Below are 23,404 nucleotides of genomic sequence, written 5' to 3'. Positions count from 1 at the left end.
GTCTGGCCACAGCCGACCCCGGGATTCCACTACTACAGCACATCTTCAATACGCATGAACTCATCATATCAGCAAACTGATCCTTCATAAAACAAAGTACCTGAATGTGCATAGCCTTTTCGTCCGCCCGGGGTCTGGCCTTAGCCGACCCCGGGATTTACACACTACAGCACATCTTCAATACGCATTAACTTATTGGGGTCTGGCCTCAGCCGACCCCGGGATTTATGCACTATAGCACATCTTCAATGCGCATTAACTTATCGTATACACAAACAGCTTCTTCATAAAACAACGCACTTGAATGGGCATAGCTTAAATAATCTTTTGCCAGCATCCATTTACCACTTGTGGGATTATGATGTATATAATCCAGTTTTTGATAGATGAAGTCTTTTGACATACACTTCTTCGCATCAAAACTATCTTCAAATACTTTGTGCAGTTGTCCTTTCTTCTTTTCACTTTCCTTTACACCTGCTGCCAACTGTTGCAACAGTCCGCTTTCGTTTGATGCTTCAAGACGTTTTACAATTTCATATGCGATAAAGCGTTTCCCATTTCCGATTACGGTATTCAACGACTTTTTCATTTCAGGGAAATACAGCATTACATGTGCATGATTGGGCATGATGACATAACCGGTAATACGAATGTTTTGTGTATGCAAGTAATCAAACCATTTATACACCAAGTCGTATGAATCGGTTTGCTGAAACAACAGCAGCCATTGATAACAGGTAAACGTTACAAAATAAATACTGTTTGCTTCCTGCTCATGTTGTGTGCGAACGGCCATGATGTAAGATACAAAAGATGAATTCTAACTCCTGGGGTCGGCCGAGGCCAGACCCCGGGCCGACAAAAAATCTTCTGCTGAACGCATATACTTCTGTCTGTATTGCTTGAAACTTGTGTTAGCGGAAGAGCATAAGGCAAACTTACCTGACATCATAAACCAACACAGGTTTGTAAAAGAATGGCTTAAAGGTTCCTACAGTTTTAAATAAATGCGGTTCCTTTAAGAACTCATAACGGCCTTTTAAAAGGGTGTCCAATCTGGATTGTGTAGTAATTACAACAAGAATATCTTTTGTGCTACCACCGTTGTAGAACATGCCCGCAAGGTCATTTAAGTCAAGCGTTGTGTTCGGTGGTAGCATTACTTTAAAATGTGCTGTGTCTACCCAAGTTACGTTGGTGTAGCTGTCGAACCTTTTGGTATAACCAGCTTTGAATGAGACTGCCTCATGGGCCGTTTTAATTTGATTGGGCAAAGTGCGCCAATCGGATTTATCAAGTAGATATACATCAATCAGCGCTGTATCATTAGATATGTTCCTTACGTAAGCCCAAAAGATCATTGAGCAAGAGGATAATGAAAGTATAGTTATAAGCAGACCTGTAAATAATATGTTTCGCATAGCCTTTCTGTGATTTTCGCTAATGTTCAAGGCTTGCCGAAGTACCGGCCTCCTTTGCCTTGTCGTTAGCATAAAGATATACAGCTTGTTGCTGATTCAAAAGCTGGTAACATATTCTTCAGCTGGCATTTTGGCAAGCCTATGTTAGCAACCCTTCGATTTTTGCTGGTGCAGGTCGCCCGACCTGTGCCTATCCGTTACTTATTTTGGAATAGTATGTTTTGGTTAGATTGTATGCTCACCCAAATCATTTGCAATAAAGGCTCTTACGCCCGCCCGGGGTCTGGCCTTAGCCGACCCCGGGATCACAGTACTACATCACATCGTCAATACTTTACTGGTGCAGGTCTCCCGACCTGTACATATCCGTTACTTGTTTTGAAATAGTATAATGTGGTTAGATTATTAACGCTAGTTCACAGGACAAATGGAATTAACCAGATCTGGTGACTCGTATCCTGGATTTCAAGCCAGGATAATATTTGATTAAAAGAGCAAGTGTTTTAGAACCTGTATTCTTTAGAAAGGGCTTATAAATTGGGTATGGTTTATCGAGCACATAAATAACCCGGCTATCTGATAGCGTAAACTCGAGCATTTCTATTTCCCATCTTGTAGTTCCGTTATTGAATGGAACAATTTTGATAATCGAAGTCACCGCTATTAACTCCCCGCCGAAATAAATACCGTTATCAAGGATGAGAGATTTCACCTTCTTTGTTGCAATCCATATCGAGTCAATAAGCCAAAAAAAGCACGCTATAAGGGTGCAAACAAAAACTAATTCGTTCAAATTAATTTTTGTTACTCCAGCAAGCAGCCATACAATTAAAATGCCTGCAATCATTAGAGGAAGAATGACAACAAAAAGACGTTCAATATAAGTTCCGTTTATGCGCATGTATAATTGCAGCCAACGTTTTGCTGCTTCATTGTATTAATTCTGTTTGCTTCTTCTTCATGTTGTGTGCGAACTGCCATGGTGAAAGATACAAACGATACATTCTAACTGCCGGGGGCGGCTAAGGCCAGACCTCGGCCTGACAGAAAATTAAAACAATAAACTTTATGCTTCAAGTTCTAGCTCAGTTAAATCTTCAACGCCAGCTATTTCACTTAATAGTTGTGCATAACGAATTATATCCACTCTTAAAGATTCTAAACTACTTCGAAATTCATTTTTTGTGGGCATATCAATTTCCTGATCATAATTTAAAGTTTTGTGCCATTTAGTTGCAAACGGCCTAATTATCTGATTCAAAACAACAACTGCAATTTTTGTAAATTCAAAACAATCCGGGCCATTTTTTTTCAAAATCTCTCTTGTTAATGGGAAAATATTGTAAATACTTTGTAAGGCCTGTTTCTCGTCCCCTCCATCTTTCGAAAGTTGCTGAGTTGCAACTCTTGTTAGTAACTCAACATATAATTCCCAAGCAGCTGCTTTGTCAGAATCTGTAAAATTCAATTCAATTTCTAAAAACTTAGCGTTGATTTTCAACTTTTCAAGTTTCCATTTTTTTAGCCAGTTAAGTAAATTCATAGTTAATATAGTTTTGGTGGTTTACCTTTGTTATCTACTACTTTACGAACATAACCCTCCCATTTTCCCAGTATCTGATTCCATTCATTAGATTTTAAATATTTTTCAACATCGCCGTCTAAATTAAATTCAGGCAAATACGTTCCAATTATTCCTTTTTCTAAAACTCCATCTGCTATCACACCTTTTTCTCTAATAATAAGGACAGGTAGTCCAATTTGAAATGCCATTGCTGGTTCAATATGACTGTAAGGACTTGTAATCCATGAATTTTCTAAAAGTATTACATTGTCATCATAATCTGTTTGTGGTTTTATCGCACCTCTTTCAATAAACGTTCTTCTAAAAGCTACTGTGATAATACCGTTGCACTCTAACATTAATCTTCGAATCGCAGTTAAAGGTTCTTCCATGTCATAGTCAGTTACTCCTAAAGTTCTTGCTAAAAATCCTTTTTCATTAAGAATAGACTTAACTTTTTCAATAAACTGATCTTGACGTTTTAAATGCGGTTTAGGATAACTAAGAAAAATCGGAATCTTATAACTCATTATTATCAATATATTTAGTTGTTAATAAATTCGCCTAACATTGAATTATTTTCGAAGGAAGGGTTTTCATCATTTGTTTAAGCCTGTACAAATATTCATATAAAATATATACTGACGTTAAGGTATCAATTCTGCAAAAGAAACATCTGTTCCAAGTTACTGCTGATAGTTACAAACAGGATTTGCTATTTTAACAGCTGGATTGCAAATACTTTTGTTTCGTTTCTTTTTTTCTAGCTACAACTCCTAAAAGGACATTGCGTTTACACCATTTTTTTCTCTTATTCGTTACACAACAGCACATAAAGTTTCTTTTAATTAAATATCAGTAATTTTTGAGACATGTTGCTTCCAAAAGAACTACAGCAAGGGCACAAATATAATTTCACCTGTTTCTTAACCATTGAGCAATAGGAACAACTTTGTTGTTACCATTAACTGACGGATAAACTAAATATGTTCCTTGTGATCTGTAATCTCCTTTAAAATATTGATAGTAATCTATGTTGAAAATGTAAGGGTAGATTTCCAAGTATTCACTGCCGGAAAAATCTGAATAATCCTTTTTAATGGGAAATAATGCGATATGCTCAATATATTTAGCAGCATCACCAAGCCCAAGTTCCCAGTTGCACCATTTGGAATTTATTGCTGATTCTGTTGCAAGTAATACAAACTTGTGGGTTTCTTTAATCTTTTCTTTTATTTTGACAGCAGTTTCGCCTGAAGTTGTTTTAGGCATTCCTTCATCTAGCCAGTCGACATATATATCTACACCAAAAGTTTTCAAAATCGAAATTGCACCTTCAAGATATTCCTTTTCATCGTGCTTATGTGACAAAAATATTTTTGTTTTAAAAAAAGAACTTTCCCTTTTAAAATTCAGTAGACTTTCATTCACAGATGAAAGTGTTTTAACTGATCTTCGCTGATTTTGGAGCTGTGTTTCGGTAATTAAACCCATTTTAATCAAGATTTACGTGAACATCATAGGATTTTTCATCATCCTTTATTTCAATAGATTTCTCAATATAGAACTCATGGTTATTTCCATTCATAAAATCTCCCCACTTTACAGTTTTAATTAATGATGGCTCATCATTTTCATGAATCTGAGACCCATTACATTCTCTTATTTCTTTTTTTAAGATATTAAACATATTGTCACGCAGGATTTTAAACAGTTGTCCTTTGTGATGTGTTATGCTGTTACAATTTGGATTTGATGTATAATACCATTCATAGGTCCCGTTTTCGTCTGGTAAAACAATTCCTAGTACAGCATTCATCTGTTTTGTATATCCGCCTGTTGGGACTGTCCGTAAAGAATATGAAACTTCCCAAGGAATCCATTGTTCTTTTTCAGATTTTACAACTTCCTTCATACCCTTAGAAATCATCACTATCGTAACACTACACTGTCTGATTCTTTGTTTTAATAACGTTTCAATTTTTTCATCAGAGAAGTTTTCTAGACTTTCACCATCTCGTTCACCTAGATTAATGTTACCTGCACCGATTTTCTCTTGCAGTTTGTCTACATAATCTCTCACACGTGTATTTCTAAGATTATTTATCATGCGACCATTAACTTCCTCATAATAGGTGTCATTAATTTTTGCAACTTTTTCATCTTTATACTTGTAGGAAACAAAAACTTTTCTACCCATCGTTTTATAATTTATCAATTAAAAATTTCTGAAATAAAGACATATATCCATAATCCTTTAGGAGCCGTTCATTTTTCATTTCTTCGGGGAGAAAATTGTCGTAAACGATTTTGGTTGCAGCACCTGTACTTGCGATTGGAAGAATTAAAGCTTTTGGAAATTTCTCCCTAAACATTTTATATTCAGTTTCAATACCATCCATGCCTCCAATAAATACAGCTGCGGAAAATTCAAATTCTGATAACATTCTCTCCCGCATATGTAATAAGGATTTATCACGGTCATTACCGACAATATCAGTCAATACCACATTACTAAATTTATTATTATCTGCAGGGAATTTTTTTTCAAATATTCTAGATTGATAAAGTGTAACATGATCTTGAATGTTTAAGCCCAATTTCTCCATTACATAATATATCAGCGGAGTAATAGATGGATGCCCACCCCAAACAATTCGATGATACGGAAGCACTGTTGTAGCAAGTGAAACAACAGCATCTCTTATTGCAATAATATCAGCAGTCTCGATATATTGAGGGTCTCTCTCAGGCAGAGGAATGCTAGCTGATAGAAAAATATTCTTTATTTTGTTGCCAGAAGCCATGATTTAAAGTCTTGTTTCTTTAATGTTAGAATATCTTTTTTGAAGTTGTCATTTAACCAATCGAGATGCTTTAACCATTTATCTCTGATTCTTAAATCATCATAAATCAGCCTAACAGAAGTGCTCATATTAACTTCTAATTCATGTCTGATTTCAGCGGATTGACAACTAGTCGATTGAGGAATTCCAATTGTAGGTATATAAATAATTCTTTTTCCAGAAGGCAGATCTTCAGTAATAAATTTTTCTGGCTGAACCGTTACATTTCGTCCACATTCGACTGCAATATTTCTAAAGTCAGTTATAAGATTATCTTGTCTTGAAGCTAAGTTTCTTGCCCTAACAGACTCAACTTTTTGAATTATTTCCTCAACTGCAATATCAACTAGTTTTGACTTGTCTTTATTGTTGTAGATATTATCAACAAAGTCTGATTCTTTTAAAATTAGTGGGTAGCTTATGTGCGATCCAGAATCTATTTTTTTGATGTCATGATTTGGCCAAACCAGTTGAACTAAACCTATTTTTTTTGTACTCGCTTCTGCAAATTCTTCCTTGCACCAATGACTTTCTAAAAATTTAGGGGTGTTAAGCAAAACTATAACATCACAATCAGTCATTCTATGCCATATTTCATCTTGAAATGGTTCGCCTTTCCCAATAGTATGGGTATCCAAGAACACATCATAATTATAGGATTCAAGAGCTTCATATAATTGGATCGCTACAGAAGTTGATTCATTCCTTCTGTAACTAATAAAAATTTTTCTTGTGCTTCTAAGCAACTCGAATGACTCTAGAATGATATTGGCAATTCTATCTGTTTCACTTTCAATAAATCGAATCCCATTTTGATTAGATAAAATATATGGAATTTCTTTTGCGAAAGCCCCATCATCCGGAATACCAAAATATACGGGTAGAATCATTGTTCCTTCCTTCAATAGTCTTTCTGTAATATCTAAATCTTTATGTTTTCCATCTATATCCCCAAAATAGACTCCAAAAGCAGGTTGATTTCCCAAGTAATCCGAGGAAAAATTTTCAGCCACAACAATTCTCAAAATATTATCTGACAAACCCAAATCTTTTAGTTTTTGAAATAGTTTTGATAGTATTTGAGATTTAGCCCCAACTTCAGAACCGAGTAAAATCAATTGATATTTATACTGCATATTCTATTATTAATTTTTAGCATTCCCCATTTCGTCGATTTCAATGTTTACGGTAGTATTTTTCATTTCCCCGGTTGGGTATTCTGTCTTGCAACTGTCAAATTAACCACTGCCTGTATGAAATGGGCTGCATATTGCTTCGCTCTTTTGAATGCAAAAATTGTCATTACTAAATAGAGTATTCCTAAAATCCACTGTTTATTTAGAAATGAAATTATTGTCGAGATGAAAAAGATTAAGTTTATTGAATTGAATAATTCATTTAAGACATACCAGTATTCAGCTGGAGTATAAATTTTTTCAATTTGCAGTTTGGCACAAGAGGTCCAAAACTCAGCCACACTTTTAAAAGGCTTTTCTGAGCTGTCAGACTTTGTCCATTTTATAACTGCATAAACTACTCTTTGTCTATAAAATAATTGTTGAAGTTTAATTAAAATAAAATATTTCCATTTTGGTATTTGCTTGCCTGATTTTTTGAACTTTTTGTCTGTCCAAACAAAGAATTGAAGTGAGCCATAACTTAACGAACCAATGATGTGCCCCAAAAGGTAGATTGCTGGTATTAATAAAATTGTCACCAGAAAGGAAAATTCTTTTACAAAATCATACTTGTCAAAAAAAATAACAGTTAACCTGAAAAGTTCGGCATGGAAAATAGTCCCCAAACAAATAAGTAGCGTCAAACCAGACAATAGGTAAACAAAAAAGTCTCTAAGTGTAAAATTTGTGGTCATTGGTTATGGAGGCTATAAAATTAGGTTTAACACTATAATTTAGGATACCAAACTATTACAATTCTTTTTTCATTATCTGAGACAAACATTTCTTAACGCTTATAACGGATAAAGCTGTGGTACATTTTTTTCCAATAAATCTCTATAGTATCCCCGCACATCATCTCTCCTCTTCTCCTGCGCAGCAATCAAAATAAAATTGTCCGGGGTAAAGCGTGGATCCGATAGCTATCGGATTTGGGTTAGCTCTGGCTGTTCCGGTGGTTCACGGTAGCTGGTTCACTTGCTGGCGCAGCTGTAAAATACTAAAAAACAATCAACTTGCTTTAAAATCAACAAGAGAGGTAATAGAAATATCCAATGCCTTGGCTATTTCATAAAGTGTATAAAGTGTAGGGTTCACTTTTCCGCTTTCCAATTTTTCAATGGCCTGTCTGTCTTTACCGCAGGCTCTTGCTAAATCTGCTTGTGTAAAACCCCTCTTCGTTCGCTGGTCGATAATTCGTTGTCCGATCTTCTTATTTAAATCTGTTTTTTTCACATCACAATGTGCTGAAAATAATTTTGAAAAATGTCATATTAAAAGTTGACATTTTAAAATATTGTTTTTACGTTTGTCATATTATTTGCTGACTATTAAAAATTGCCAATGCTATACCATCAACTCCCACCGCAATTCAACAATACACCGGTACGCTTAAGTAACAAGGAAGCAAAACTGGCCGGCAACTTCATTCAAAATTTTTTCGGTGCCTACCATCTCCACGAGATCCGTCGCTCACTCGCCGCTCTTACCGAAATAGCCCTTACAACAAACAACACCCATTTCGAAGATGCTAAAGAAAGAGACAGCATCCTCTGGTTCTATTACGAGCTCGAGATATTCATCGAAGCCGTGTGGTTCCATCATCAGTCAACCAGCAAACCAAAAACAAAACCCAAAAAGAAAAGTAAATAACATCTGCGTTAATCAGCGTCCATCAGTGGCTACCCTTAACCCATAACCCTAACCCTTAACCGTCTTATCTATGTCTTACTCCGAACAGGAATTCATCAAACTGCTCTTCCTCCTTTCCGACACACAGCAATGGCTCACACAAATGAGTCATGATCTGTTTGCTCTGTTACCAAACTCAAGCCGTTTAAAACAGAAGTCCTACTATCTCAGCATCACAGCATTTGCCCACATCATTGAACGGCACTACTACCGCATTGAACGGCACCCTGGCACAGGAAAGTTTTGCCTGCCTGTTCACGACATCATTCAACACATCAAAGAAGCAAAGGAAGAAACAACACACCCTGTACACGGCACCTTGAATTATTACCGCACCAAAGACACAGGCACCATCATCGGGCACGAACGTAACGGCAATCCCACTTCCCTCATTACAGTCATCACCTGCCCCGCTGGAAATATTATCACCGCCTTTCCCGGCTCGCCTTAACTGTATTTCATCCGTGTACCTCCGTGCAATCCGTGAGCAACATAACCAACAGTTCCCTCGTATCCTCGGGAAGACAACTCATATCAACAGCAGCATAAAACATCATCACATGAGCACGCTTTCACCCACCCACCGTCAGTACAAACAAATACTCAGTGGCAATCCCTCCAAAAAAGAACTCTGGGAAATCATTCATGATTTTATGCACGTTTATTCTGCCGAAGGAGTCAAGGAAGAACTCTGGCTCCTCACCGTGGGCACCCTCTCCGGCGATCACATGGAGCAGGTAAAAGATGGCATCCGCCGCCACAACCGCCTCTTTTTTTACGAACACAGCATCCTTTTCATCGATGCCGTAAACCAATTATACCGGCAACACGAAAAGAAAAAGAAAAAACGTAAATCAAAATCCTGACGCACAACCGTCTACAGTGCCTCCAATCACAGCCTGGGTTCCCTTCCCCCCCCCAACATCTCAATGCAGCACAGCAATTCCAAACTCCCAATCCCTTTGCCTATTGCCTACTGCCTTCATCCTTCGCTCATCCTTCGCTCCTAAAGGCAGGATACTCCCACTATACTCCCTATATAAAGCCTATATACAGCCTATTTAAAGCGCTCACGACGTATAAATCCGACAGAGTTCAACTCCGGTTCAGGGCCGGCTAAGGCCAGATCCCGGTCAGACGTTAATACAACAGACCAACCTTTTTGTCATTCCGACGAAGGAGGAATCTGTCCATCTCTTGCACTACAGCCCAACAGATCCCTCGTTCCTCGGGATGACAACTATATTGCAACAGCAGTACAGTTATTTGGCAGCGTAGTTCGTACTGAATTCATATTTCCCCGAACCTACTTTCACTACCACATATTCTTTCTCCTTACCCACTACCTGTAGTTCTTTTACTAACGCCAGCGGCTGACCGCTTTCCAACACATCGGTTGCAGCAGCTGCAGGAATATAAATGGTGGCGGTTGTATTGGCCGGAACTAAAGCATGCAGCATCAGTTTACCATTCTCTATTTTCCAGCCACTGCTGAGTGTACCGTATTGTGTTTCGTAGCGGGCAGATGCATGGGTGAACTTTCCACCCACATGCGGTTGTATACGGATCTTCTTATAACCAATACCCTCTTTATCGATATCCAAACCAACCATTACACGATACATCCAGTCGCCGATGGCGCCGTATGCATAATGGTTAAAGGAGTTCATGGTAATGGCCTGGAAATCGCCGTTGGTGCGGATACCATCCCAACGTTCCCAAATAGTAGTAGCGCCTTTTGTTACAGGATACAACCACGATGGATAGGTTTTTTGCAACAACAAGGTATACGCCACATCGCTGTAACCATAACGACTCAACACATGACACAAATAAGGCGTGCCCAAAAATCCGGTGGTTAAATGATTACCGTATTGTTTGATGTTGTTCACCAAACGATCGGCTGCCTGCTGACGTAATTCTTCCGGAAACAGATCGAACTGCAGGGCCAGCACATACGATGTTTGTGTGTTGCTCATGGTGGCACCATTGGGCGTTGTGTATTCTTTTAAGAATGCTGTTTTTATCTTTTGCAGCAATGCTGTGTAGGTTGCCACATCATCGGCCTTGCCTAATTCCTTTGCTGCATTGATGAGCAATTGCGTGGAGTAGGCATAAAAGCATTGTGCTATTAAATATTTATTGGTGATGGCGGCATTACCATCATTATCATCGGCCATGGTGTAAAACAACCAATCGCCAAAGTGATCGCCTTTATTCCAAAGATCGTTAGTGCTTTGGCTTTGCATATAACCCACCCATGCTTTCATACTGTTGTACTGGTTTTCCAAAATGCGTTTATCGCCATATACCAGGTACATTTCCCAAGGGATGATGGTTGACACATCGGCCCAGCCTGCACTGCCACCAGCTCCCCATCCTTCTTCGCCCAATACATTCGGAATAACATGTGGTACACTGCCCGATTTTGTTTGATCGGCTGCCACATCTTTCATCCATTTGGTAAAGAAATTATTGACGCCACGTAAGAAGGTGGCGGTGCGGAAGAAGGCCTGTGCATCACCTGTCCAGCCCATACGTTCATCACGCTGCGGACAATCGGTTGGCACATCTAAAAAGTTTCCTCTTAATCCCCATTCAATATTGTGCTGCAGTTGATTGATGAGTGAATCGGATGAAGTGAAGCTGCCTGTTTGCTGCATATCAGAATACAAAGCAACGGCTGTAAAATTCTGTGGCTGCAATTCTGCTGCAATGCCTTCCACTTTTATATAACGGAAACCAAAGAAGGTGAAATGCGGTTCAACTATTTCTTCGCCGTTTCCTTTTAACACATACACTGCCTGTGCTTTTGCATTACGCAGATTCTCGGTATAAAAATTTCCGTTCTTGTCTAACACTTCTGCATGCGATACTTTGATGGTATCGCCTGCTTTACCTTTTACTTTTAACTGCACCCAGCCCACAAGGTTTTGACCGAAGTCGATCACTTTTTCTTTTTTAGGTGTGGTGATGACTTTTAATGTTGCAAAGGTTTCATGCTTTTTGATGGGCTCGTTATAGGTTGCTACTAAAACATCTTTTGATGCGTTGGATGTTTTTACTGCTGTCCAGTTCTTATCATCATAGCCTGCAACTGTCCAACCCATCTTTTCTTTTGTTGCATCAACCACTTCACCTTGATAAATACCATTGGAGCGGATGGCACCTGTAGATGATTTCCAGCTTGCATCAGAAGCAATGGTTGCTGTTGTTCCATCGGTATAAACGATATCGAGTTGAAGCAACAGTGCAATATCTTTTCCGTAAATATTTCTCCGGTGATCGAAGGAGAAGTTGCCACGATACCAACCATCGCCCAATGTAACAGCAATAGCATTGGCTCCATCTTTCAACAGGTTGGTTACGTCGTATGCCTGGTATTGCAGACGTTTGTTGTAACTCGTCCAGCCGGGTGTGAGATACGCATCTCCTACCCGTTTGCCGTTGATCTGTGCTTCGTACAAACCATGTGCAGTGATGTAGGCGGTTGCTGATTTTATTTTTTTGCCATTGCTGAATTCTTTGCGCATCAATGGTGCTGCAAATTCTTTGTCTTCGGTATAGCCGGGTTCGATCCATTGTGCTTTCCAGTCTGTTGGTTTCAATAAACCCATTTGCCAGGATGCAATTGCACTCCATGCTGATGCTGTTCCTTTGTTATCATATACACGCACCTGCCAGTAATATTTTTTACCCGATTGTAAGGCAGTGCCTTTGTAGGGCACATGAATCGATTGATCGGAATTGATTTTTCCACTCTTCCAGATGCCCTCGCCTTTTACTAATGCTGCGGGTTCTACACCTACTCTTATTTCGTATGCTGATTGCATTACATTCCGTTGATTGGAACTTAACTGCCAGCTGAAATATGGTTGCAACACATCAAGCCCTATTGGGTTTGTTAGGTTTTCTGTTTTGAGGTGATCGACTTTTAGCTGTGCGAATACTGATACGACGAGTAGTTGAAGGAAGAGAAGGAAGCTTATTTTTTTCATGATGATGAGAATGAATTTATCTTAAAATTGTTTTGATTAACGTCTGCCCGGGGTCTGGCGCCAGCCGACCCCGGGATTCAAGTACTACAGCACATCTTCTATGCGCATTAATTTATCATAAATACAAACAGTTCCCTCATAAAACGAAGCACTTGAATGGTTGTAGCTTAAAAAATCGTTTGCCAACACCCATTTACCACTTGTAGGATTATGATGAATATAATCCAGCTTTTGATAAATGAACTCTTTTGACATACACATCTTCGCATCAAAACTATCTTCAAATACTTTGTGCAGTTGTCCTTTTTTCTTTTCACTCACTTTTACACTTGCTGCCAGGCGTTGTAACAATTCACGTTCGTTTGATGCTTCAAGTCGTTTTATAAACTCATATGCAATAAAACGTTTCCCATTCCCGATTACGGTGTTTAGTGACTTTTTCATTTCCGGGAAGTACAACATTACATGAACATGATTTGGCATGATGACATAACCAGCAACACGGATGTTTTGTGTGTACAAATAATCAAACCACTTATAAACCAGATCATATGAATTCGTTTGATGAAACAACGGTAGCCATTGATAACAGGTAAATGTTACAAAATAAATACTGTTTGCTTCCTGTTCATGTTGTGTGCGAACGGCCATAAAGTAAAATACATAAGTTATCTGCTAACTCCCGGGGTCGGCTAAGGCCAGACCCCGGGCTGACGTTTATATTATGAGCATTGTCTTACCCAAGAATTGTTTCGATCTGCTTTAATTCATCTGCACTAAACTGCAGGTTGTTTAAACAGGCAACTGAATCAAGTAACTGTGCACTGCTGCTTGCGCCAATGAGTACCGATGTTACCCGTTCATCTTTTAGCAACCAGGCCAATGCCATTTGTGCCAGAGATTGATTGCGTGTTGTGGCGATATCGTTGAGGGCTCTTACTTTCATCAATACTTCTTCGGTAATCTGTTCCTGTTTTAAAAACACGCCTTTTGTTGCACGTGAACCTTCGGGAATTCCTTTGAGATATTTATTCGTTAATAGTCCCTGTGCCAATGGTGAGAAGGGAATACAACCCACACCGTTTGCTTCAAGCACATCCAGCAATCCATCTTTCTCCACCCATCTTTCGAACATCGAATACTTGGGTTGGTGAATGAGACAAGGCGTGCCCAACTCTTTTAAAATAGAAAATGCTTTTGCTGCATCTTCACTCTTGTAATTGGAAATGCCCACATACAAAGCCTTACCCTGACGAACAATCAAATCCAAAGCAGTCATCGTTTCTTCCAATGGCGTGTTGGGATCGGGACGATGATGATAAAAGATGTCAACGTAATCGAGCTGCATGCGTTTTAAACTCTGGTTTAAACTGGCAACTAAATTTTTCTTACTGCCCCACTCGCCATAAGGGCCGGGCCACATATAATAACCTGCTTTGCTGGAAATGATCAGCTCATCACGATAAGCAGCAAAATCCTGTTTTAAAATTTTTCCGAAATTAATTTCTGCACTGCCGGGAGGCGGGCCATAGTTATTCGCCAGATCGAAATGGGTAATGCCGCAATCAAAAGCTGTATGCAGTGTTTTGCGATACACTGCTTCATCATCCACATCGCCGAAGTTGTGCCATAAGCCTAATGAAAGTGCTGATAACCGGATACCGCTTTTTCCGCAACGGCGGTATTGCATTTGCTGATAACGTTGTTCGTTTGCTGAGTAAGACATGGCTTAATATTATTTCAGCTTGAAAGTTAAGGCTTCATCTCTATCGAATATTAAACAACCCGATTATTTATCATTCACATTCTATTCCGTCAGACGAGGGCGTCTGACGGAGCCACTATCACTTTAATGCCGTTATTGTTACAGGTCCCAGTAAACCCGATGACAATGGTTTCCATTCTGCAGCAGAAAAAATTCCCTTCTTTATATTTTCCGGTTTACGTCCGGGCATATTAATGTTATAGAATATTTTCCAGGGAAGATTATTCTTATCCATATATGTGATACGGTTGGCCATTAAGTTGGCAACAATAATCTCCAGTTTATTATTGGCCTGCATAGCCGATGCAGGAATCACACATTGAAACACCGGGCCGATCACTGTTGCGATTTTTTTGCCGTTGAGCATCACCTCTGCTGTTTCATCTACAGTTCCTAAATCGAGTAACCATGACTTTGCGTTACCTGCAGGTTTTGTAAAGGAGATCGAATACTTCGCTGTACCGGAGAAATTCTTTGCATCATCGCCGCCTAGTTCTGTCCATGATTTTAATACAGTTGTTGTAATAGCAGCAGGAATAGTTGGTCCACCGTCGAGGAAGTTGATCGTCCACTCTCCTTTTATTTCCTGTGGTTGTGCAATGCTTTCTTTGTACGGAAATGCTTCACCTGTTTTCTTTGTTGCATACGATTGTACAATGATTGCTTCGTACGATTGCAATTGCAGCAATACTTCCACAGCACCCTTGCTGTTCCTGCGCCATTTCGCCAATCCCTTTTTATTATTCATTGCATCAAACAATGCAATGGATGCTGCATGGGTATTGAGCTCGATCCATTCTTCAAAAGGTTTGTCTGTTCGGTTGTTGATGAGCCACATGGTTCCTTCACTGTTCTTTCTACGCAATACCGACAATCCTTTTTCGGTATAACTTTCTTTTCTTGCTTTAGCAGTCAACAACAACACATCCAGATCATCACTGATCATGAAGGCACCTTTGCCCACAATTGCTTTTTGCAGGTTATCTGATTTTGAAAATTTTAATTGACTGATGAGCTGCTGAAATCTTTTTCTTCTTGCATCTAACTGGTTAAAGCCGGGTACATCGGTTGGCAGATTTTTGTACACAAGTATTGCTGCTCCCTGTTGTGCAAGTTTTACCAACTGCTGCAATGCTTTTTCAGTGATGAGTTTATTGGCAGGTAATAATATGGTGCGATATACATTGCCGCTGCTGATGATCGTATTACCACGGTTGGTAAACTTTTGCAACTGACGTTCACTAAAGAAATCAAAACTATATCCTTTCTCTACCATCCATTTCGACACATGTTCAAAATCAGTATTCACAAAGTTGCGTTCCATGCCATCGAAATGCTGCAGCATTACATTGCCGGGTTCTGCATAACGATCAACGATCGGGTAATACAGCAGCACATCATTATCAGGTTTACCCTTCTGTAAAAAACTTTGTGTACGTGTGATGTAACTATTCAATGCATGAAAATGGTTCCATTGTGGATTGGTGGGTTGGAAATGCACCGCTGCATAAAACAACCAGCCCGGCCATTTCGCTTCTTTGGGCGAATATTCTGTACCATGATAAAATATATGATTCACACCGCCGAGGAAATACAGATCGATGATCTTCTTCACATCGCCCCAGCTGGATAAGAAATGTTCATTGAGCCAGGTTGCAGACTCAGATGATACCAATTGCTTACCCGATACGTTTGCTGCTGAGGTTGCAAATTTGAAACGGAGAATATCGGTTCCTTCTGTCTCCGGAATATCAACTACGCTATACAGGTCTAATGTATTTGCAGGTGAGCCATGCGATTGGTTACGCAGCATTTTTCCTTTGGTGCCTGCCCATTTTTTCCAGGTCATGGTGAAATGCTCCAGCAACAGTTCATCAATTACCGAACGGTAATCATAGATCACACGACTGTTTTTTTCAGGTGTATCTTTTCCAAACAGTGCTGGTAATTGTGTTTTCAGATCGTAACCCTTCCGCTTTTTAAACTCAGCAAAGAAAGTTGGTGTCCAGTTGCTTTGACCTCTTGCATCGTCCACTTCATACGAATCGTTGAAGAACGAACGCAGGTACGAAATATCATAGCCATTAAACGATGCATCAAACTTTTTGAAATAGTTCGTTGCTGCATTTAATGAAAAGTGATCGATGGCATAACCTTCACCACCGGGGGCTGCACGTTCTACCATCTTGCCATGCAAGCCTTGAAACAATGCATACAAGGTCCAGTTACCGGTTGGAGCTGTCCAGTTTAATTTCCCGTTTGCATCAACCTTTGTTGTAAGATCGATGGTTTCATTCTTATCTGAATAAGCGATCAATGTTTGTAATGGCAACTTGCCGGGATATTGAATTTGGTCCAATGCCAATGCCTGCAGATTCTTGTTTGTCCAGACAGGTTTCAACACCTGGTCGAATGTTGCCGGTTTGTTATTCGCTGTGCGGATAAATCCTTCCTGTTTGTATTCAACAGCTTCGTCTAATTGTTCACCGCCTTTTACTTTAAACGTTTTATAAAAAATAGTTTTGCTGGCATCATCCTCTTTCACCCAGGGTCCGCCAAAAGGCCAACCGGTTCCATTTGCCAGGTCAACACCAAGACCTAACCGTTTTGATTCGTTGAGTGTAAACGAAAACATCTGCATCCATTTTGGTGACAGAAAATCGATGAATTGTTTTTCTGTTCCTTCCACACCGTAGATGGGTGTTAACTCCACACCACCTAAGCCTGCTTGCTGGTATTGTCGTAAGTTCCAGGTAAGATCAGCTTTGTTCACAGCGCTTCCTTCCCACCACCAACGTGTCCATGGTTTGGTGATATTGGTAATTGATGGCCAGTTGATTTGTGCTGTTGCAGCAAAACCATTTATAACGATTGCCGATGCAAGAATTAATTTTCTCAATGTTGTTTGTTTAGGATTCATCTTGTTGTTCTATCAAGCGTACCTACGGCACGCAACTATGATTTATTGTTTTTTTCTACCGATCAGTTGTTCCTACGGGACATGGTGTTGATGATGTAAACTTTGTTACAAAAGTTGCAACGTAACATTAAACCCACCCCTAAATCCCCTCCCAAGAGGGGACTTGCCAACGCACAGCCCTCGCCTATTAACCTCTCCGTAATTACTCATGCTGTTTCCTTCTTCATTCACCACTCACCATTGACTACTCACAACTAAGCTTAAGCTTTGAAGAGCGGGTACACTCATCATTCATTACTCATCACTCATAATTCCACCGCATACACATTCTCAATGCCTTCGAAGTTGGCTCTAAAGATCACCCACTTCCCATCCGGACTGAAATGTACATTGGGCTCCAATCGATAGTTATGATGTTTCATATTCACCAAACGAGTTGAAACGAATTTATCTCCCTCGGGTTTGAATAAATAGATCCACATCCCATCTTTTGCTCTTGCTACTTGTCCTGAGTTTCCACCATCACCACAAAACAAACTATTGTCTTTATTACTGTTGAAATGAATACTCCATTCATCACGTTGTAACTCGTATTTTGTTTTTTGCCCCGTGTTTACATTGTGACCTTCCACATAAAACTTCGTGCTGCGTGGTTGCTGCAGATCGTACCAGATAGTTTGTCCATCAACACTGGGCCATTCATGTCCTGCAATTTCCATATCCATGATGCGTTTGTGGATCTGTGTGATCTTCTTTGTCTTTACATCAATCGTCCAGATACGGTTTACTTTATGCCAGGGGCCTTCATGACAGAACATTAATAAGTTGGGGTCGGTAGTAGAGAACTGTACATGATTGAGCCATGCACTATCGCTATGCACTTTGTCTAATGCTCTTGTCTTTACATTTATTGTGAACAAGGTACGTGGCAGCTTTGCTTCATAAATGATATCGAAGTAACTTGATTTGTTGGGATACTTTTTAAAGAGTTCTTTTTCTTCGTCACTTGATTTGGCTCCACCCAATAATGTGCCATCTGCATTAATGGCTGTAACGGTTCCTTTAAAATCGTCAGGAAAAACAAATACCTGTTTTACTTCTTTTGTTTTTGCATTAACGCAGAAGACAGTGTCTCTTATCTGGTAATAAACAATTCCTTTTTTGTTATCGACGATTTCCCCATTCATCGGCAGGCGATGATATGTTAGTTGTTCACTCTTTAAAGTTTTGAGATCGAGTAAATGAATTTGGCGGTTACCGGATACAACAGTGGAGATTTCCTGTTTACGTACGCTGTCAACATTGTTTTTGTTGCTGCTGTAAAACACCATCGAGTTACCGATGAAAGGATTGTTGTGAAAGTAGAAGCTGAGATTACTTCTGCCTTCCATTCTTGTTAACTTCACTACACGATGTTTGGTGTCTTTATCGATCCATTCGTCGGGCATTTTTTTACCGCCGGTTTCGAGCATTTCCTGTGCATGCAGGGACAATACAGTAGCGAACAGCAGAGCAACCGTTGAGAATAACTTCATTTTTATACAGCTTTTAAACAGCCTATAAAGTAAAGACTTAAAAGCAGGACGGTTGTCCTGTACAATCCTGCTATTTTCCCGCCTGTTTCAGTGCACGGTATCTTTTCCGTATATCGGGGAAAAAGATGAAGTTAAAGTAGAGGAAATTAACGATAATGATAACGTAAGCAACATTGAACGGCAGCTTTGAGCGATACCAAACCATTGTGCACTCCAGCGCAATAATGGTTAGTGCCAGCGTAAACAATTTCGGACTGATGACTTTTCTCATAAGAACCTGGAATAAGTAAGTGCTGCAATATACTTATTCAATTGAATCATGCTTAAAATTCAAACCACAATCTCCCGTTTACTCTACCAGGAACAGGATCATTCTTCTGACTTTGCGGCCCCATTGTGTTTGCCGCCCTGAATTTTGTACCTATTGGTGCAATAGCATTCAGGAATCCAAAATTTCCTTCCGGGAATGGCGGGTTCACATGTGGAATAAATGTGGTGGAGGCCTTTTGTGGTTTCAACATCTGTACAAACAAATCTTCCTTATCTGTGTACACAGTAAACGATGATGATGCTGTTTCGACAGACACCCAATATACATTTCCGTGATAACCTGAAAATTCAGGATAGCTGATTACTTCACCTGTTATTGCTTTATTGTATTTCTTCTGCCATACATTCAGCGGTGCTCCCTTTAAACGATTCTTCCAGACACGGTATGGGCCTGCACCCAACCATTTCATTCCTTTCAGTTTTGATTCATCAACATTGAATGTGATTCCATAAAAATCTGCAGCCACTGATTGCGTGTAACTGTATTCAAGTTTAGCAGGCGAACCACTTGTGAATGTCCATTTCACATTAAGCGAAGCATCACCTGCATATTCAGCTTCCACTACATAAGTATTGCTGCCTTGTTTAGCATGTGTAAACTTTTGCAGTGTTTGCTTTCCGTCTGCGATCACAGGGCCATTACCAAAAGGGATCAGTTGTTGATTTTTTGTAACGGTGGTTAAACAACCTGTTGTTGTATCAAACCGATAACTGATGCCATCGCAAAGAATTGAAATTGTTTTTCCTTCGGTTGATTCTTTTATTGGAGTTGCCGGCTTTTTAGTGGTTGCTAAATTTATATTGGCAATTGATGCCGGTTGTTGAATGGGCCAGGTCCATGTATACAATTCACGACCGTATTGATCTGTTGCAGTAAATGATAATGCATCTGCATTCATCCAGTTGGCAGGAAGTGCTATTTGAAGTGTTCCAGTTTTTCCTGCTGCTAATGCAATGGAAGTTTTACCCGATGTGATAACAGCATGCCCGGTTTTCTTTTCCTTTGCCAATGGAAACTTTATTAGTTGCCAGCTGAATTTGCAGGTGGACAGATTTGTATAATGATAATTGTTTTCAACAGAAAGTTTTCCTGTGAAATTTTTATCCAGCGTTGGCTTTGCAACCTGCACAGGGCTCCATATTTCTTTAATGGTATAATAACTGCCTTCTTTTTCATGATGCGGCCCCACAATCCCATCGGGAGCATGATTGCCATCGGTATCTAAACTATCGTTCAAGTCTTTCCGTACAACAGCTTCATCTGCTAACACCCATAAGAATCCGCCTGCATGCCGTGGATTTTTGCGAAAGAGTTTCCAGTAATCATCCAGACCGGCACCATGTCCACCATCATACAATCCATGGATCATTTCTGTATGTAACAACACATCGCCTTTCTCAGCAGATTTTTCTACATAGCTGTAATCAGGATAATGTTTGGTATCAACATTATTAAAATTGCTCCAGGGATGCAGAACAACCCGTTGTTGCGGATCGTACAATGCATAATCATCATCCAGGTCTGTATTCCATCCGCCTTCGTTACCATTATCCCAAAATAAAATGGAAGGATGATTGACATCTCTTATCACTAATTCCTTCACCAGTTTTTCGCCAACAGGTGTTCCATATTTATTCTGCCAGCCTGTTAATTCATCCAATACAAACAAACCCAATGAATCACACAGATCTAAAAATTCAGGATCGGGTGGATAGTGCGACATACGAACAGCATTCATGTTCATGTCTTTTATCAATTCAATATCCTTCAAATGAATCTTTCGACTTAATGTTCTTCCACTCTCCGGCCAGATGCTGTGACGGTTAACACCCTTCATCATTATCTTAACGCCATTTACATAAATGCCATCTCCTTTTCTTACTTCAACTGTTCTGAAACCAAAACGCTCATGATACACATGTACGACTTTTCCTTTACGACGAATGCTTACTTCCACTTTATACAAGTTTGGAAATTCAGCATTCCATTGTTTGGGATTGGTAAAGCTGTTTGATAACTGAATTTTGTCTGTTGGGTTTGTTACAGTTGCTGAGAACGCTTTTCCGACTGCAACACCTTTCAATGTTTTTACCTGTGCAGTTATTTCATCACCTGTTTTTGCCTGTTCGGCATACACATCCATTGTAAATTTTCCATCGGCTTTTGCATCAATCGCTACACGTTGAATAAAAGAAGCCGGCAGAATTTTTAAATACACCGGGCGATAAATACCACCAAAGACCCAGAAATCACCTTCACGTTCTGCATTGTTCACTGTTTTGTCTGCACTTACTTTACTAACTGTTACTTCCAATAAATTTTCAGCGCCAGGTTTAATAAAATTTGTGATGTTATACTGAAAGCGATAAAATCCTCCCTGGTGTATTGGCCCAACCAATTGCCCGTTTACTTTCACTTCTGCATCGGTCATCACTCCTTCAAATACAATTTCAATCTGTTTATTGGCCCATGCTTTATCTGCTATAAAACGATGTTTGTATAAGCCCTGCTCTGTACTTTTCTTTTTGGCATTGCCTTTTTCATCATGTCCATAATTATATGCACCAAAGTTTTTCAATTCCCAATTTGACGGAACAGGTATGGTTGTCCATTTGCCGCTATTCATTCCGCCTGTACAAAAGAACTCCCAGTTAACAGTGTTGTCTTTGTCTTTACCAGATAGATAATGAATGGCAGTTTGCTGTGCATACAACGCTCCCGCATCTAACAGTAAGCAGCTTATTACAACTACCAGTTGCCAAATTTTTACTCTCATTTATATGTTCTTTTTAACCATTCTTCTGGTACAGCAATAATACAAATGTTCATTGATCTTCCATCGGCCGATAACATAGCTGATTGAATCTGGATCTTTGTTCCATCGGGACTCATCGTTGGATGCGGATGATCCCCTGCTGTTGTTTTATGACCGGTTGATAATAAGATCATTTCGTTTGTATGCCGGTCGATGAGATAAATATTGCGTGCAAAATCATCGCCTACTGCCCAACGTCCATCAGGCGATCCACTCACATGCCACAGACCACTGCCGATTTTTGTTTGTCCGGCAATATAACTTTCCCTGGTGCGTAGATTGACAATAGCCAAACCGGTTGGTTTTTCTCTTGTTCCACTTGGTCCCCATGCAGGATCCTGTCCGGGATTGGCACCGCCCACAGCAGTACCTGTTGTATCAACGCCACCAATCTTACGGTGACCCATAATCGCAATCGCCACTTCATCTTTACTGATCAAGGCTTCATGTGTTACCCATTCGTATTCCGCTTCCGGATAAACCGGACGAAGCCCCGAACCATCACGCATCACCGTCCAGGTACGTTGTGGTGATTTGCCTCCAGTTTCCCAACAGAACACAATTTCACCGGGCATCCATGGATTGGTTTGTATATGACCGATCTGGAACGGAACAGAAACTACATATTTTATTTCACCCGTCTTTACATTCATCGCTGCAATACCATTTGGCCCTGCACCCATGTTGCGTGGCCCGAAATTATCGGCAGGTTTTGTTCCTGCAGGCAAATGTTTTGCTGCTGCATTTTTGCCCACACGGAAATAAGCCCACTCTTCATCGCCATCCAATGCCATATCGCCACCACCTTCCAGTTCAATAGGAATTGTACCGCAGATGCGTTGATATTCATTTGCAGATTTCATCTTTCCTGCTTTACTGTCTGCAAATACTTTTGCCAAATCCACTTCAACAATCTGCAACGGAATCGGATTTCTTCTGCGTGCTGTATCACTTTGTGTTCTTCGTGCAGTATCACGCTGCGGATAACGCATGAAATAAAGCTTCATGCTTTTGCGGGCTACATTCAACATCCCCGTGTAACCACCTTCAGTTACTTGAACAATGTCTCCTGTTTTTTCATGTACGGCCAACGCTTCATTGCGTGCACGATTGCTGCGGAAGATGAGCCATTCGCCATCGCTCGTCCATTGATTATGTGTTTGATAAATTTTTGAATCACCTGCAGGTGTGCTTGTTAAAAACAACAGTTTTGTTCCTGTAACTGGATCAATCACTTCTTTTCGCTCCGATGGAAAACGTTTGCCGATTTGTGCAGATGCACACATCGATAAACTTACTGCTGCAATAATGAAAATCTTTTTCATGTTTTTTATTT

General features: G+C 39.8%; 22 protein-coding genes. 3 read left to right on the top strand and 19 right to left on the bottom strand.

The window, feature by feature from the left end:
• Positions 1–232 precede the first annotated feature (232 nt).
• The 11 genes from VK159_RS14665 to VK159_RS14615 all read right to left on the bottom strand — a co-directional run bounded on the left by VK159_RS14665 (position 233) and on the right by VK159_RS14615 (position 8,248).
• Positions 233–799 carry a hypothetical protein gene (locus tag VK159_RS14665; protein ID WP_324230906.1) on the bottom strand — a complete coding sequence of 189 codons (567 nt, stop codon included), beginning with the start codon at positions 797–799 and terminating at the stop codon, positions 233–235.
• Between the two features lie 142 nt (positions 800–941).
• Complete coding sequence (locus tag VK159_RS14660; RefSeq protein WP_324230905.1) at positions 942–1,424, bottom strand: hypothetical protein; 483 nt, start codon at positions 1,422–1,424, stop codon at positions 942–944.
• 433 nt (positions 1,425–1,857) lie between these two features.
• A complete protein-coding gene (locus VK159_RS14655; RefSeq protein ID WP_324230904.1) occupies positions 1,858–2,325 on the bottom strand; it encodes a hypothetical protein in 468 nt (155 codons plus the stop codon).
• 165 nt (positions 2,326–2,490) lie between these two features.
• Entirely contained in the window at positions 2,491–2,967 is a 477-nt protein-coding gene (locus VK159_RS14650) for a hypothetical protein (protein WP_324230903.1), read from the bottom strand.
• Positions 2,968–2,969: 2 nt separating this feature from the next.
• Positions 2,970–3,518, bottom strand: coding sequence for a hypothetical protein (locus VK159_RS14645; protein WP_324230902.1), 549 nt, complete (start codon positions 3,516–3,518; stop codon positions 2,970–2,972).
• Between the two features lie 385 nt (positions 3,519–3,903).
• Positions 3,904–4,482: a toll/interleukin-1 receptor domain-containing protein gene (locus VK159_RS14640; protein WP_324230901.1), complete on the bottom strand. Its 579-nt coding sequence runs from the start codon at positions 4,480–4,482 to the stop codon at positions 3,904–3,906.
• A 1-nt stretch (position 4,483) separates the two neighbouring features.
• Positions 4,484–5,188: a TIR domain-containing protein gene (locus VK159_RS14635; RefSeq protein ID WP_324230900.1), complete on the bottom strand. Its 705-nt coding sequence runs from the start codon at positions 5,186–5,188 to the stop codon at positions 4,484–4,486.
• A 4-nt stretch (positions 5,189–5,192) separates the two neighbouring features.
• Positions 5,193–5,795 (bottom strand): hypothetical protein, encoded by a 603-nt coding sequence (locus VK159_RS14630; protein ID WP_324230899.1) that lies wholly within the window; start codon positions 5,793–5,795, stop codon positions 5,193–5,195.
• Positions 5,774–6,970, bottom strand: coding sequence for a toll/interleukin-1 receptor domain-containing protein (locus tag VK159_RS14625; protein WP_324230898.1), 1,197 nt, complete (start codon positions 6,968–6,970; stop codon positions 5,774–5,776). The genes VK159_RS14630 and VK159_RS14625 overlap by 22 nt, the downstream gene beginning before the upstream one ends.
• Before the next feature lie 62 nt (positions 6,971–7,032).
• Positions 7,033–7,707 carry a hypothetical protein gene (locus VK159_RS14620; protein ID WP_324230897.1) on the bottom strand — a complete coding sequence of 225 codons (675 nt, stop codon included), beginning with the start codon at positions 7,705–7,707 and terminating at the stop codon, positions 7,033–7,035.
• 316 nt (positions 7,708–8,023) lie between these two features.
• On the bottom strand, positions 8,024–8,248 hold the full coding sequence (locus VK159_RS14615; RefSeq protein WP_324230896.1) for a helix-turn-helix transcriptional regulator: 225 nt from the start codon (positions 8,246–8,248) through the stop codon (positions 8,024–8,026).
• 108 nt (positions 8,249–8,356) lie between these two features.
• On the opposite strand from VK159_RS14615, the gene VK159_RS14610 reads away from it, so the two are divergent.
• The 3 genes from VK159_RS14610 to VK159_RS14600 all read left to right on the top strand — a co-directional run bounded on the left by VK159_RS14610 (position 8,357) and on the right by VK159_RS14600 (position 9,570).
• Positions 8,357–8,665: a hypothetical protein gene (locus tag VK159_RS14610; protein WP_324230895.1), complete on the top strand. Its 309-nt coding sequence runs from the start codon at positions 8,357–8,359 to the stop codon at positions 8,663–8,665.
• A gap of 70 nt (positions 8,666–8,735) precedes the next feature.
• Complete coding sequence (locus VK159_RS14605) at positions 8,736–9,155, top strand: hypothetical protein (protein ID WP_324230894.1); 420 nt, start codon at positions 8,736–8,738, stop codon at positions 9,153–9,155.
• A 109-nt stretch (positions 9,156–9,264) separates the two neighbouring features.
• Entirely contained in the window at positions 9,265–9,570 is a 306-nt protein-coding gene (locus tag VK159_RS14600) for a hypothetical protein (protein ID WP_324230893.1), read from the top strand.
• A 396-nt stretch (positions 9,571–9,966) separates the two neighbouring features.
• On the opposite strand, the gene VK159_RS14595 is transcribed toward VK159_RS14600, so the two are convergent.
• The 8 genes from VK159_RS14595 to VK159_RS14560 form a co-directional block, all read right to left on the bottom strand.
• On the bottom strand, positions 9,967–12,702 hold the full coding sequence (locus VK159_RS14595; protein ID WP_324230892.1) for a family 78 glycoside hydrolase catalytic domain: 2,736 nt from the start codon (positions 12,700–12,702) through the stop codon (positions 9,967–9,969).
• Between the two features lie 84 nt (positions 12,703–12,786).
• Positions 12,787–13,353, bottom strand: a complete 567-nt coding sequence (locus VK159_RS14590) for a hypothetical protein (protein ID WP_324230891.1) — start codon at positions 13,351–13,353, stop codon at positions 12,787–12,789.
• Between the two features lie 85 nt (positions 13,354–13,438).
• A complete protein-coding gene (gene mgrA, locus VK159_RS14585; protein WP_324230890.1) occupies positions 13,439–14,428 on the bottom strand; it encodes an L-glyceraldehyde 3-phosphate reductase in 990 nt (329 codons plus the stop codon).
• Positions 14,429–14,546: 118 nt separating this feature from the next.
• Positions 14,547–17,366: a glycosyl hydrolase gene (locus tag VK159_RS14580; RefSeq protein ID WP_324230889.1), complete on the bottom strand. Its 2,820-nt coding sequence runs from the start codon at positions 17,364–17,366 to the stop codon at positions 14,547–14,549.
• A 326-nt stretch (positions 17,367–17,692) separates the two neighbouring features.
• Entirely contained in the window at positions 17,693–18,922 is a 1,230-nt protein-coding gene (locus VK159_RS14575; RefSeq protein ID WP_324230888.1) for an oligogalacturonate lyase family protein, read from the bottom strand.
• Between the two features lie 70 nt (positions 18,923–18,992).
• Positions 18,993–19,193 (bottom strand): hypothetical protein, encoded by a 201-nt coding sequence (locus VK159_RS14570; RefSeq protein WP_324230887.1) that lies wholly within the window; start codon positions 19,191–19,193, stop codon positions 18,993–18,995.
• Between the two features lie 52 nt (positions 19,194–19,245).
• Complete coding sequence (locus VK159_RS14565) at positions 19,246–22,029, bottom strand: glycoside hydrolase family 2 protein (protein ID WP_324230886.1); 2,784 nt, start codon at positions 22,027–22,029, stop codon at positions 19,246–19,248.
• Complete coding sequence (locus VK159_RS14560) at positions 22,026–23,393, bottom strand: hypothetical protein (protein ID WP_324230885.1); 1,368 nt, start codon at positions 23,391–23,393, stop codon at positions 22,026–22,028. Before VK159_RS14560 ends, VK159_RS14565 begins: the two co-directional genes overlap by 4 nt.
• Between the last annotated feature and the right edge of the window lie 11 nt (positions 23,394–23,404).

Origin of the sequence: Lacibacter sp., assembly GCF_035299325.1 — a bacterium.
GTDB lineage: Bacteria > Bacteroidota > Bacteroidia > Chitinophagales > Chitinophagaceae > Lacibacter.
This window is presented reverse-complemented; position numbering and strand designations above follow the sequence as displayed.

Coding starts and splice junctions, on each gene's coding strand:
- VK159_RS14665 (WP_324230906.1), bottom strand. CDS start 799: ATGGCCGTTCGCACACAACATGAGCAGGAAGCAAACAGTATTTATTTT.
- VK159_RS14660 (WP_324230905.1), bottom strand. CDS start 1,424: ATGCGAAACATATTATTTACAGGTCTGCTTATAACTATACTTTCATTA.
- VK159_RS14655 (WP_324230904.1), bottom strand. CDS start 2,325: ATGCGCATAAACGGAACTTATATTGAACGTCTTTTTGTTGTCATTCTT.
- VK159_RS14650 (WP_324230903.1), bottom strand. CDS start 2,967: ATGAATTTACTTAACTGGCTAAAAAAATGGAAACTTGAAAAGTTGAAA.
- VK159_RS14645 (WP_324230902.1), bottom strand. CDS start 3,518: ATGAGTTATAAGATTCCGATTTTTCTTAGTTATCCTAAACCGCATTTA.
- VK159_RS14640 (WP_324230901.1), bottom strand. CDS start 4,482: ATGGGTTTAATTACCGAAACACAGCTCCAAAATCAGCGAAGATCAGTT.
- VK159_RS14635 (WP_324230900.1), bottom strand. CDS start 5,188: ATGGGTAGAAAAGTTTTTGTTTCCTACAAGTATAAAGATGAAAAAGTT.
- VK159_RS14630 (WP_324230899.1), bottom strand. CDS start 5,795: ATGGCTTCTGGCAACAAAATAAAGAATATTTTTCTATCAGCTAGCATT.
- VK159_RS14625 (WP_324230898.1), bottom strand. CDS start 6,970: ATGCAGTATAAATATCAATTGATTTTACTCGGTTCTGAAGTTGGGGCT.
- VK159_RS14620 (WP_324230897.1), bottom strand. CDS start 7,707: ATGACCACAAATTTTACACTTAGAGACTTTTTTGTTTACCTATTGTCT.
- VK159_RS14610 (WP_324230895.1), top strand. CDS start 8,357: ATGCTATACCATCAACTCCCACCGCAATTCAACAATACACCGGTACGC.
- VK159_RS14605 (WP_324230894.1), top strand. CDS start 8,736: ATGTCTTACTCCGAACAGGAATTCATCAAACTGCTCTTCCTCCTTTCC.
- VK159_RS14600 (WP_324230893.1), top strand. CDS start 9,265: ATGAGCACGCTTTCACCCACCCACCGTCAGTACAAACAAATACTCAGT.
- VK159_RS14595 (WP_324230892.1), bottom strand. CDS start 12,702: ATGAAAAAAATAAGCTTCCTTCTCTTCCTTCAACTACTCGTCGTATCA.
- VK159_RS14590 (WP_324230891.1), bottom strand. CDS start 13,353: ATGGCCGTTCGCACACAACATGAACAGGAAGCAAACAGTATTTATTTT.
- mgrA (WP_324230890.1), bottom strand. CDS start 14,428: ATGTCTTACTCAGCAAACGAACAACGTTATCAGCAAATGCAATACCGC.
- VK159_RS14575 (WP_324230888.1), bottom strand. CDS start 18,922: ATGAAGTTATTCTCAACGGTTGCTCTGCTGTTCGCTACTGTATTGTCC.
- VK159_RS14570 (WP_324230887.1), bottom strand. CDS start 19,193: ATGAGAAAAGTCATCAGTCCGAAATTGTTTACGCTGGCACTAACCATT.
- VK159_RS14565 (WP_324230886.1), bottom strand. CDS start 22,029: ATGAGAGTAAAAATTTGGCAACTGGTAGTTGTAATAAGCTGCTTACTG.
- VK159_RS14560 (WP_324230885.1), bottom strand. CDS start 23,393: ATGAAAAAGATTTTCATTATTGCAGCAGTAAGTTTATCGATGTGTGCA.